Consider the following 12,987-nt stretch of genomic DNA (forward strand, 5'->3'; position numbering starts at 1 on the left):
GATGGCTGTTCCAGTAAATACAGACGCTATAAATACACTAAACAATACCCAGGTTCATTATCCGAAAGATAAGGCGCTCCATCATCTTATTGCTGATCGGGCTGCACAAATACCAGATCAAGTAGCGGTGGTGTTTGAAAATCGTTCACTTACTTTTAAACAGGTAAATGAGGCTGCCAATAAGCTGGCCGCGCATTTACTTACCTTCCATATACAAACCGGCGATATTATTGGTTTATCAATTGATCGCTCACCTGAAATGGTTATCGCATTGCTGGCTATTCTTAAAACCGGCGCTGCTTATGTACCTCTTGATCCTGAATATCCAAAAGACAGGGTTGAGTTCATGATGGATGATTCATCAGCCAAAATATTGCTTACTTCTAAAAAATTTAAAGGGCACTTTGTTTCAGGGGCCCGGGAAGTTTTGATAGAGGATGCTATTGATAAATTTAATACTTACAGCGCCAACGAACCTGAGACTATAGTTACCGGAGATGACCTGGCTTATGTTTTATTTACATCAGGTTCAACCGGTAAACCCAAAGGAGTACAAATCAAACACCATAACCTGGTAAACTTTCTGCTCAGCATGCAAAAAGAACCGGGCTTAAAGGCCGGCGATAACCTGCTTGCGGTTACAACCATCTCATTCGATATTGCCGGACTCGAAATGTTCCTGCCGTTATTAACAGGCGCCAAATTGATTATCACTGATGCCATCACTGCAAAAGATGGCCGGGCGTTGATTGATCTGGTTGCTGATCATCAGATAACCGTAATGCAGGCTACTCCTTATACCTGGCGCGTAATGTTAGAGGCCGGCTGGGAAACAAAGTTCCCGCTCCGGATATTGTGCGGAGGCGAGGCTTTACCAAAAGACCTGATCAATAAACTCATTGCCCGATGTTCTGAACTATGGAACATGTATGGCCCTACAGAAACTACAGTATGGTCAACCGTAAAACACATTACTAATGATGAGGATATTTCCATAGGTAAACCCATTGATAACACCCAGGTTTATATTCTTGATGAAAACCTGAACAACTTTACAGATGGCACCATTGGTGAAATATATATTGGCGGTGATGGTGTTGCAAAGGGTTATTTAAAACGCCCCGAGCTTACAAACGAACGTTTTGTTGATGATATTTTCTCTGGTATCCCCGGCAGCAAAATGTACCGTACCGGCGATTTAGGCAAGATACGTGAAGATGGAGAGATTGTTTGTCTCGGTCGTATTGACCACCAGGTGAAAGTTCGTGGTTATCGCATTGAGCTGGAAGAAATAGAACAAAATCTTTTAAAACAGGACAATGTAAAACAGGCAGTTGTAATAGCCCGTGAAGACACACCCGGTAACCCACGATTGGTAGGTTATGTGGTCATCAACGAACAAAAAAGTGACGGTGATCTTCGAACCCAATTTGGTACCTGGCAAAGGGGTTTGCTGGAGGTATTACCAGAATATATGGTACCCGATGATTTTGTGATCATGGAAACCATTCCGATTACCCCAAATGGGAAAATCGATCGCAAAGCTCTACCAAAACCAAACTATAGTAATATACAACGGGCTGGCGAGATAGTAGCTCCGCGCACCAGTAACGAAAAACTGGTAGCTGATATCTGGAAAGAGCTAATGGGGGTGGAAACCATCAGCATTCTTGATAATTTCTTTGAACTGGGTGGCCGATCATTGGTGGCTGTTAAGATTATGGCCCGCCTGGAACAGGAAACAGGTAAACGCCTGCCGTTGGCTACGCTTTTTGAACATTCTACAGTAGAGAAACTGGCTGCCCGGCTCGAGGTTGATGCTACCTCTATTACCTGGGAGTCATTAGTTCCGATAAAGCCCGATGGTACAAAAATGCCGCTTTATATTGTACACGGTGCGGGTCTAAATGTATTATTATTTAATGCCCTGGCCATGAATATGGACGCAGAACAACCAGTTTATGGTCTTCAGGCTAAGGGACTTAACGGTATTGATGAACCCTTGGATGTAATGGAGGAGATAGCAGCTAATTATATCGCTGAGATCGTAGCCAAAAATCCAGATGGGCCCTATGCGCTTGCTGGCTACTCTTTAGGTGGCATCATTGCCTACGAAATGGCTAATCAATTGATGGCTGCGGGTAAAGAGGTTAAAATGCTGGCCATGTTTGATACTTATGCTGATTTGTCGACTGTTAATGATCCCCTGTTGAAAAAAGTATTTAACAAAGTAACATTGGTTTTAAAACAGATAGGTTACAGTCTGGTATTACTTGCAGAAGACCCTAAACGCACTATTGAATATAAAAGCCTGATTCTCAAACGAAAGATTATTAAACTCTTCTGGAAAATAGCTCCCGGTAAAGACGAGAAGAAAGAAGGCTTTTTTGCTTATGATAATGAGATAGACGAAGCGAGTGAAAAAGCACTGCGTAATTATATTTTAAAACCGTTGCCTATCGCCATTGAATTATTCAGGGCAAAAAAACGCACTTTTTATATGGCTGATTTTAATTTTCTGGGATGGCGGCCATTTGCCAAAAAAGGCGTTCATGTACATGAAATACCCGGCGAACATAATACCATTTTTGCTCCACCAAACGATAAGGAGTTTGCTGTGGTACTACAAAACTGCCTTGATCAGGTATCAAAAAATTAAAAATTAACTATACTATTAACTGATCTGTCGCCCAATAATATTAATTTATTATTGGGTGATTTTTTGAAAGCGTTTTTTGATCTTCAAAAATGGCTTTTCGTACCCATAATAAGAAGCCGAAGCCAGGGCAATAGTCCCTCCTATTGTTGCTACATAAATTATTATATTTTCGGTAAACATTCCCCCGGACGGCTGATACTTTTTAACCAGGTACAACACCAGGAAAAGCACAAACTTGTGCAACAGATATATGCCATATGAAATTTGACCGATATAATCCAGGTATCGATGATTTAATGAATAGATGCTTGTTTTAGCTTCGCAAAGGTTCACAATAAGTAAAGATGACATAAAAGCGATCAAAACATCCCCATGAGGGATATCATAATTAATATACGCCCCCAGATAAATAACATAGGTAACCAATAATAAAACCTGGAACCATTTTTTAAAGATCACATCAAAGAGCGCCTGAAATTTAAAATCAAATTCTGGGTGTTTGGTATTATAGTAAATAACTGCTACTACCCCTCCTATCATCATATTATCATACCGGGCGTAGTACAAAACTAAATGCAGGGTTTGATAAATAGGATTTTCACCGGCCAATTTTCCAAATACCAGTTGAATTGTTATAATCAGAACTATAAAAAGCAGCAAAGCGTAAAGAATATGCTTCAGCTTTTTAATCCTGAAAAAATGTGGGTGAAAGATATAAAACTGCTCTTCTGTACCAATTGACCATATCGGATCCATAATAGCAGGTAACAGATTCAAACAAAAGGCAAGATTAGGCAAAAATAACACCGAAAGCCATAATGCGGTGCCTGACCCACCCGGGTAAATAAAAAAACCAAACAAAACTACCAGGAAGTATAAAGGCCATATCCTCAAAAGCCTACGTATATAAAATGCTTTAAAATTAACAGCCTTGAAGTTTTTCTTTTCTTCGAGCAATAAATAAGTTATTAAAAAGCCACTCAATGAAAAAAAAATGGTTACACCGATCTTTCCTAAATTAAGCACGCTAAAATGTGGGATACGGGATATGTTAAAATTAGCCTTGTGTAATTCAATATGTGCTACAACTACCATCAGTGCAGCCAAAGCCCTGATCCCATTCAAATTGGGGAAATGTAACTTGGGGTGATTTTTACTCAATGAAACTTGTTTCGTTCCATCATCCATAGCTATTCTATATTATAATTTAACTTTTAGATAATTTTTTCCGATTAAGAAACAACAGGTTAAACACTTCTGTATCAATAATGATGATACCCATATTGCAGCTCATTAAATAATGCCAATCACGGTTTGCATTACACGTTTAACCTTGCTATGGCTTAACTTTTGTGTATATTAACACGTAAAACAATCCATATTCGGTGCTAATCATTGTACATGAAAAAAGTTTCTATTGTTACTGTAAATTTTAATCAGTCGGCTGTAACTGAGGATTTGCTTGAATCAATAGAAAAATTGAACAGCTACAAAAACATACAAATTATTGTAGTTGATAATGCAAGTATAGCAAATCCCTTACCAGAGTGGTCTTTAAAATATCCACACATAGTTTTTATACGTTCGGAAGTTAACCTGGGTTTTGCAGGAGGAAACAATCTGGGTATTAAAGAAGCAACCGGCGATTACCTTTTCCTGGTTAATAACGATACTGAATTTACTTCTGGATTGGTCGAAAAATTGCTTCAGGTAATGGATGCTAACCCTGAAGTGGGTATGATATCTCCCATGATCAAATACTACAGCAATAAGCAGCTTATACAATATGCTGGTTATACGCCCATGAATTATTATACCTGTCGTAATAGTTGTATTGGGTTAAAACAAAAAGACATGGGTCAATATGATCATATTACGGGCCCTACAGCATATTGCCATGGCGCCGCGATGATGATCAGGAAAGAAGCCACCGATAAAGCTGGGTTAATGAGTGAGAGTTTTTTCCTATACTATGAAGAAGTTGATTGGTGCGAACATATCATTAAAGTTGGGTATAAGGCCTGGGTTTGTACTGATGCCCTGATCTATCATAAAGAATCAGTTTCTGTAGGTAAAAAAAGTAAACTAAAAGAGTACTTTATGAATCGAAATCGAATACTCTTTATACGTCGGAATGCATCTTTGAGCAAAATGCTGATCTTTTATATTTACTTTTTACTTCTTGTGGTGCCACGTAACTTAATAGCTTACCTTAAATCGGGGAACCGCAATTTTATACCTATGCTTTTTAAGGCTATTTGGTGGAATTTTACACACTCAAAAAACAGCAATAATTTAGGTTATCCCATTAACACCATCAAATGAAAATCACATTATTCCTAAGCCTGATCATTGTATTTTACACCTTTGCCGGTTATGGGATACTTTTGTATTTCATCATTCGTGTTAAAAGGATATTTAAGGGCATTAAAACGGTAGCAGAGGATCTGGATAATTTGCCTACATGTACGCTGGTAGTTGCCGCTTATAACGAAGAGGGGTTTATAAAGGATAAAATAGCGAATACGCTTTTACTAAACTATCCTGCTGGAAAACTAAACCTGCTTTTTATAACGGATGGTTCATCTGATGATACACCAAACATCATAGCGCAATACCCACAAATCCAATTACTACATCAACCACAACGAGCTGGTAAAATAGCAGCTATACACCGTGCTATGGAGTTTGTGCATACCGATGCTGTTGTGTTTACAGATGCCAACACTTTTTTAAATAAAAATGCCTTAATAAAAATATGCAGGCATTATAGTGATATCACAGTTGGGGCGGTAGCCGGGGAAAAACGTGTACACTTTGATGAAAATGCAGATGCGAGTGCTGCCGGCGAAGGTTTTTATTGGAAATATGAATCAGCTTTAAAAAAATGGGATTCTGAACTTTATTCTGTTGTTGGGGCAGCTGGTGAATTATTTAGTGTAAGACGATCGCTTTATCAACCCGTTCCACCTGATACCGTACTGGACGACTTTATGATATCTATGCTGATAGCAAAAAATGGATATCGTATTGTATATGAACCTGAGGCCTATGCCACTGAAACAGCCTCGGAAAACGTATCAGAGGAATTAAAAAGAAAGGTCAGAATAGCAGCCGGAGGAATACAGTCTATTTTGCGTTTAAGAAGTCTATTTAATCCTCTTCGTAACCCAGTACTTTCATTTCAATATATCAGTCACCGGGTTTTACGATGGACCATAACTCCCTTTTTATTGATAATATCATTTGCACTAAATATCATATTGGCGCTTGAACCCGGAGCAACCGGATATCAGTTGCTTTTATTGGCTCAAATATTGTTTTATATATTGGCGCTGTTAGGCTTTATCATGGAAAAGAAGCAACTGCGAATAAAAATATTATTTATACCATATTATTTTTGCGTGATGAACTATGCGGTTCTGGCTGGTATTATCAGGTATTTCACCAGCAAACAAAGTGCGGTTTGGGAAAAGGTACAACGTAAGCAATAGTTAACACTTAAGCGGAAGTTTAATAAAAACTCTCAAAGTGGTTAAATTATTATCACCAGAGATTAAATACACGCTTAATTAATTTTATTTCGTTAAATTAAAATATAGCTATATAAAACATATAAAATGGCTATCTTGAACTGGGTTAAAGTTCCTGCAAATAACTTTAAAAACCATTAACAAATGGTCTGACCGGCGCAGATAGTCACCCTTGTCAACTCATGAACAACAATAACAGCAACGCATCGACAGAGGGTACAGATCATATTTCTCTGATCCACCAGTTATTTGAGCTTCAGCTAAACAAAACACCTGATGCCGTAGCCATTGTTTATAAGGGCGAAAGTATTACCTATGCAAGCTTAAATCAACTATCAAATAATTTAGCAGCCGTAATCTTAGCTCAATCTCCGGCTTCGGCAATAATTGGTGTGAGTACCCGCCGCTGTATAGAAACTATCATTAGTGTATTGGCTATACTCAAAGCCGGCAAAGTATATTTACCCATCGACCCTGACTATCCGAAAGACAGGCTTGTACAAATCATAACAGACTCAGGTATAGATACCTGTATAGTTACCAATGCTCAGGAACATTTTTTTAAGGAATTGGCGATCAGTATCCTCTTGAGTGATAAAACTTACCCTGAAGCAGATTCTTTACCACCTATAGAAACCACAGCCGGAGCCTATGTCTTATATACCTCCGGATCAACCGGTAAACCTAAAGGTGTTTTGATGGGCCATGCTGCATTAGTAAACCTATTACTGTGGCAAAAAGATAATTCTATAGCTGCATCGGACAGCCGTACTTTACAGTTTGCGCCGCTTACTTTTGATGTATCTTTCCAGGAAATATTTGCCACGTTAAGTACAGGTGGTACACTGGTACTCATAAACGATGATCTGCGGATTGATCCAGTTCAATTATTACATTATATTGAGTCGAACTCCATAAACCGGATCTTTTTACCATTTGTTGTTCTTCAGTATCTAACAGAAGCTGCTATTGCCAATAACCATATCCCTGCTTGCTTACAGGAGATCATGACTGCTGGGGAACAGTTAAAAATAACACCGCAGATTGTTAAGTTTTTTAAGGCTTTACCAGGCAGTGTATTGTATAATCAATATGGCCCCACGGAAACGCATGTGGTAACACAACTGAAGTTAGATAGTGATGCTTCGTTATGGCCATTTTTACCAACTATTGGAATCCCTATCAACCATACAGACATCGTAATACTTGACGAAGAGTTACATAATCTACCTGAAGGAGAAACGGGCGAACTCTGCGTTGCCGGTATAAGCCTGGCTGAAGGATATTTAAATAAGCGGGAATTAACAGCCGAGAAATTCATCAACTGGCAGGAAAATGGACATCAAACTACCCGTATTTATTGCACAGGTGATTTAGCCCGTTACTTGCCCGATGGTAATATTGAATATCTGGGCAGAAAGGATACGCAGGTAAAAATCAGGGGAAACCGGGTTGAACTAGGCGAAATAGAGGTATTGTTAAATCAACTTGAAAACATCAGGCAGGCTGTAGTATTTGCACAGGAAGATGCTTCCGGTCAAAAGCGGTTATTGGCTTACCTTGTTGCATCTGACGAGTTGCCAAACACAGATAGAGTACGCCAGCATCTGGAAAAGCATCTACCCGATTTTATGCTTCCTTCTGCTTATGTGTGGCTAAATGAATTACCAAAAACAACCAGTGGAAAGGTGGATCGAAAAGCGCTGCCTAAACCTAACCTGCAAAGACCGGATCTTTCTACATTGTATAAAGCACCATCTACCTCCATAGAAAAAAATATCACCTCTGTTTGGACAAACTTGCTGCAATTGGATAAGATTGGCTTGGATGATAATTTTTTTCAGATTGGCGGTAATTCCTTACTGGCCCTAAAAACAATAGCCGAATTAAAACAACAATATAACTATACTATTGCAGTAACCAAGCTTTACCAATACCCTACCGTAGCCGGCTTAGCAAGTTTGCTCAGTGGTACAAATAAGACAGCATTACTTCCAATACGTAAGAAAAGCAAGGAGAACAATACCAACCGGGATGTGGCTGTTATAGGTATGGCTGGGAGATTCCCTGGGGCTAATACTATAGATGAATTTTGGAAATTATTAGCCGAAGGTCGGGAAACAATCAGTTTTTTCAGTACAGGTGAAATAGACAGAAGTATTCCAATCAATATTAAAAACAACCCAGCTTACATAAAGGCCCGTGGCATTATTGATGGAGCCGACGAATTTGACGCTGAGTTTTTCGGTTTCAATCCCCGCTCAGCTGAGCTAATGGATCCCCAGCACCGCGTGTTTTTAGAAATAGCCTGGGAAGTACTGGAAAAAACCGGACATCTGCCTCAAAAATACTCAGGCACCATTGGTGTTTTTGCAGGATGCGGATACAATACTTATTATGACAACAATGTTTTAACCAATCCTGAGATCGTAGAAAAGACAGGCCCTTTTCAGGTAAGATTACTAAATGAAAAAGACTATATAGCCACCCGCACAGCCTATCAGCTAAACCTACAAGGTCCGGCGGTAGCAGTTTATGCAGCTTGTTCTACATCCTTATTAGCAGTAGCCCAAGCGGTAAATAACATACGTGACGGACAGTGTACTGTAGCCATTGCTGGCGCATCATCGATCACATCGCCTATAAAAAGCGGGCACCTGTACGAGGAAGGATCGATCATGAGTAACGATGGTCATTGCCGCCCCTTTGATGCACAGGCTACAGGTACCGTTTTTAGTGATGGCGCGGGCATTGTTTTACTAAAAAGTCTGGAAGATGCCCTGCAGGATGGCGATACGATTTACGGTGTTATAAAAGGCGTTGGCATTAATAATGATGGCGCAGTAAAAAGCAGCTTCAGCGGCCCAAGTGCACAAGGCCAGGCCGGTGCTATCGCTATGGCTATTGATGACGCCGGAATTGAACCTTCTTCTATCAGTTATGTGGAAGCTCATGGAACGGCTACCCCTATTGGCGATCCCATTGAAATAGAAGGTTTAAGCGTTGCTTTTGGGGAACAGGACCAAAAGCAGTTTTGTGCTATTGGTTCCATAAAAAGTAATATGGGTCATCTTACCGCGGCTTCGGGTGTGGCTGGTCTTATTAAAACAGTTTTGGCTTTGCGTAACCGGCAAATACCACCATCGTTATTTTATCAGCACATTAATCCTAACATTGATATTGCCGACACGCCTTTCTATGTGAATACAGAGCTGAAATCCTGGGAGACTAACAATATCAGGCGTGCCGGTGTAAGCTCATTTGGCGTAGGCGGCACCAATGTGCATGTGGTTGTAGAAGAGTACGAAACTGAACTTGCACCTACAGGAACAAATAATCCCTGGAAACTGATCTGCTGGTCGGCAAAAACAGAGAATAGTCTTAATAACTATGCTCAAAAACTGGGCAAACATATTTCACAGCACACAGGTGTTGATTTGAACGATGTTGCCTATACCCTGCAAACCACAAGAGCAGGGTTTAATTTCAGGAGGTTCATGTTGGTTGCTGATAATCATGAACTGCTAACTAAATTAAACACGTTACAAACTGATGCCTCAGCTTACAAAAACCTAAAAGCGGAGATCAGTGGTGTGGTATTTATGTTTCCGGGCCAAGGTTCGCAGTATTCGGAAATGGGGGGCGATCTTTATCGGAACGAACCTGTTTTTACGAACGCAGTTGATGAGTGTATAGCCTTACTACAAGGAACGATACATGAAAACCTGTTACAGATCATGTATCCTGTAGCACCGGATAGTCAATCGCACGAAAAAATAAAACAGACTATAAACGCTCAACCTGCCATATTTATATTGGAATATGCCATGGCCAAATTATGGATGAGCTGGGGCATACAACCCGAGGTATTCATTGGCCATAGTATTGGCGAATTTGTAGCGGCGCACCTGGCCGGGGTTTTCAGCCTTCAAGATGTTTTGATATTGATATCTGAAAGGGCAAGGTTAGTAAACAGGGTGTCTAAAGGCAGCATGCTATCGGTAAGATTAACAGCTGATAAACTCAGCGAACTATTGCCCGAAGGTTTATCCATCGCTGCCGTTAACAGTCATAAATTATGCGTTGTAGCAGGGCCGGATGAATGGATCAATAAGTTTGCTGATGATTTGTCTGAAAAAGGCATACCAAGTCGTTTACTGGTAACCAGCCATGCCTTCCATTCATCTATGATGGATGAAGTTATTGCTCCATTTGAAAAGGTAGTAAGATCGATAAAACTAAACGCACCGGTAAAACCATTAGTATCAACAGTAACCGGTAATTGGATAACTGAGGCAGAAGCTACAGATCCAAAGTACTGGGCACAACATCTGCGTAAAACTGTTCGTTTTGCCGATGGTTTAGATACTTTATTGGAGGATGAAAACAGACTTTTCCTGGAAGTTGGCCCGGGAAATATATTAGCTACATTAGCCCGGCAACATACTGCCGGCAAAAATGTTGCTATCATATCAGGATTTGAAAAAACAGAAAATTTAAGCGAAAACTATTCTGTACTTAAAGCTCAGGGACAGCTTTGGTTAAACGGAGTAGAGCTTAATTGGGATGCTGTTTATCTGGGTCAGAACAGGAAAAAGATCGATTTGCCAACTTATGCCTTTGATCATAAGCGATACTGGCTTGAACCAGCAAATATTATTAATAAACTTGAAACAGCAGCCGATACCTTTGTACAGCAAAACACTATCACACCAACTACACCGATGAGAAAAGATATTTTAATTAATAAACTAAAAGAAATATTTGAAGATGCGGCCGGTATCGAAATTGATGCGGCAAACACCGGATTGAGTTTTATTGAAATAGGATTCGATTCCCTTTCGCTTACACAAATTGCAACAAACCTAAAAAAGACATTTAATATACCTATTACTTTCAGAAAGCTGTTTGAAGAGTATAACAGCTTAAACTTGCTGGCATCGTATCTCGATGCAAACCTGCCCTCAGACGTATTGCAACCGGAAGCTATTGCCTCTACCGCGGTTCAACAACAAACATTTACCCCACAGCCTATAAATAATAGCACGGAAAATAACGACCTGATCATTAGGTTGATATCACAGCAATTGCAGTTACTTACTAATCAGTTGGCACTGATACAAAACGGCAGTAGTATTCAACCATCAGCAGCTATTCAAAACCATGGTACACCAGCTATAACTCCTGCAAAAACACAGTCGGTAACATACGAGCTTACACCCGAAGAACAGGTAGAGTTAAAAAAGCCATTCGGAGCAACTGCGCGCATCGAAAAGCAAAAGTTGGAATTAAATGACAAACAAGCGGCATTTTTAAAAGCGCTCACCACTCAATACAATGCAAAGACGGGCGCGAGTAAAGCACAAACACAAAAAGACCGCCCGTATATGGCCGATCCACGCGTGGTTAGTGGTTTTAGGCCTTTAACCAAGGAGGTGGTATATCCATTGGTAGTTAATCGATCCAAAGGTAGTCGTGTATGGGATATTGAGGGCAATGAATATATTGATGCTTTGAATGGTTTTGGGTCAAACTTTTTGGGGTATCAAACAAATTATCTGAAAAAAGCAGTTCTGGAGCAAGTTGAAAAAGGCTACGAAATAGGGCCACAACATGAACTTGCCGGCGAAGTTTGCAAGTTGATCACCGAGTTTACCAATTTTGATCGTGCAGCCCTCTGTAATACAGGCTCTGAGGCCGTTCTGGGTGCCATGCGTATAGCCCGTACCGTTACAGGCCGATCGCTTATCGTGGCTTTCAGCGGATCTTATCATGGTATTAATGATGAGGTAATTGTTCGCGGCACTAAAAAATTAAAAACGGTACCAGCAGCGCCAGGCATAATGCCCGAGGTAGTTCAAAATATGCTGATACTGGATTATGGCACCGAAGAATCCTTGAAAATAATAGCCGAACGGGCACATGAACTGGCAGCTGTACTAGTAGAACCAGTTCAAAGCAGAAGACCGGAGTTTCAACCCATAGCTTTCTTAAAGAAGGTACGGGAGATAACCCGGCAATCAGAAACCGTTTTAATATTTGACGAAGTGATAACTGGTTTCCGGATGCATCCTGGTGGCGCACAGGCTTTGTTTGGGATCAAGGCTGATCTGGGAACTTACGGCAAAGTTATAGGTGGCGGAATGCCTATTGGCGCAATAGCCGGCATTAGCAGGTATATGGATGCTTTAGATGGCGGTAACTGGCAATATGGTGATGACTCCACCCCGGAAGCCGGTGTTACTTACTTTGCCGGGACGTTCGTTCGGCACCCATTAGCATTGGCGGCAGGCCGAGCTTCGCTATTATATATGAAAGAACGGGGCCCTGCACTTCAAGAAGAGCTTAACGCCCGTACTAAACGATTGGCTGACGCTTTAAACACCATTTGTGAGCAATATGCCATTCCATTGTATATACCTAACTTTGGTTCGTTATGGAAGATAAAATTCAAGTATGAACTCGCTTATGGGGAACTGCTATTTACCCTCATGCGCTTAAAAGGCATCCATATCTGGGATCTTTTCCCTTGCTTTTTAACTGCAGCGCATACAGACGAAGAGGTGGACCAGATCATCAATAAATTTGGCGAAAGCGTTGTTGAATTGATAGAAGCTGGATTTATGCCTTCAGAAAAACCACAACAAATCAGTATTACACAAAATGGATTATCCACAAACCCTCCTGTTCCTGGCGCAAAACTTGGGCGGGACAAAGATGGAAATCCAGGCTGGTTTATCAGGGATGAAGAAAACCCGGGGAAGTATTTACAGGTAAAAATTAGCAACAACTGAT

5 protein-coding genes are annotated in these 12,987 nt (G+C 40.5%); 4 read left to right on the forward strand and 1 reads right to left on the reverse strand.

Annotation, left to right across the window (positions count from 1 at the left end; all coding sequences use genetic code 11):
• Window position 1: 1 nt before the first annotated feature.
• Window positions 2-2,659, forward strand: a complete 2,658-nt coding sequence (locus tag BW976_RS11000) for a non-ribosomal peptide synthetase (RefSeq protein WP_076373326.1) — start codon at window positions 2-4, stop codon at window positions 2,657-2,659.
• A gap of 48 nt (window positions 2,660-2,707) precedes the next feature.
• Here the strand turns inward: BW976_RS11000 and BW976_RS11005 are convergent, their stop codons facing one another.
• Window positions 2,708-3,847: an acyltransferase family protein gene (locus tag BW976_RS11005; RefSeq protein WP_076373327.1), complete on the reverse strand. Its 1,140-nt coding sequence runs from the start codon at window positions 3,845-3,847 to the stop codon at window positions 2,708-2,710.
• Between the two features lie 213 nt (window positions 3,848-4,060).
• Between BW976_RS11005 and BW976_RS11010 the strand changes: the two genes are divergently transcribed.
• The 3 genes from BW976_RS11010 to BW976_RS11020 all read left to right on the forward strand — a co-directional run bounded on the left by BW976_RS11010 (window position 4,061) and on the right by BW976_RS11020 (window position 12,986).
• Entirely contained in the window at window positions 4,061-4,984 is a 924-nt protein-coding gene (locus BW976_RS11010) for a glycosyltransferase family 2 protein (protein ID WP_076373328.1), read from the forward strand.
• Window positions 4,981-6,153 carry a glycosyltransferase family 2 protein gene (locus BW976_RS11015; protein ID WP_076373329.1) on the forward strand — a complete coding sequence of 391 codons (1,173 nt, stop codon included), beginning with the start codon at window positions 4,981-4,983 and terminating at the stop codon, window positions 6,151-6,153. Before BW976_RS11010 ends, BW976_RS11015 begins: the two co-directional genes overlap by 4 nt.
• Window positions 6,154-6,374: 221 nt before the next feature.
• Window positions 6,375-12,986 (forward strand): type I polyketide synthase, encoded by a 6,612-nt coding sequence (locus tag BW976_RS11020; protein WP_076373330.1) that lies wholly within the window; start codon window positions 6,375-6,377, stop codon window positions 12,984-12,986.
• Window position 12,987: the final 1 nt, after the last annotated feature.

The organism is Mucilaginibacter lappiensis (assembly GCF_900155965.1).
GTDB lineage: Bacteria > Bacteroidota > Bacteroidia > Sphingobacteriales > Sphingobacteriaceae > Mucilaginibacter > Mucilaginibacter lappiensis.

Excerpts from the sequence above, each read along its gene's own strand:
- BW976_RS11005 (WP_076373327.1), bottom strand. The coding sequence starts at position 3,847 with ATGGATGATGGAACGAAACAAGTTTCATTGAGTAAAAATCACCCCAAG.
- BW976_RS11000 (WP_076373326.1), top strand. The coding sequence starts at position 2 with ATGGCTGTTCCAGTAAATACAGACGCTATAAATACACTAAACAATACC.
- BW976_RS11010 (WP_076373328.1), top strand. The coding sequence starts at position 4,061 with ATGAAAAAAGTTTCTATTGTTACTGTAAATTTTAATCAGTCGGCTGTA.
- BW976_RS11020 (WP_076373330.1), top strand. The coding sequence starts at position 6,375 with ATGAACAACAATAACAGCAACGCATCGACAGAGGGTACAGATCATATT.
- BW976_RS11015 (WP_076373329.1), top strand. The coding sequence starts at position 4,981 with ATGAAAATCACATTATTCCTAAGCCTGATCATTGTATTTTACACCTTT.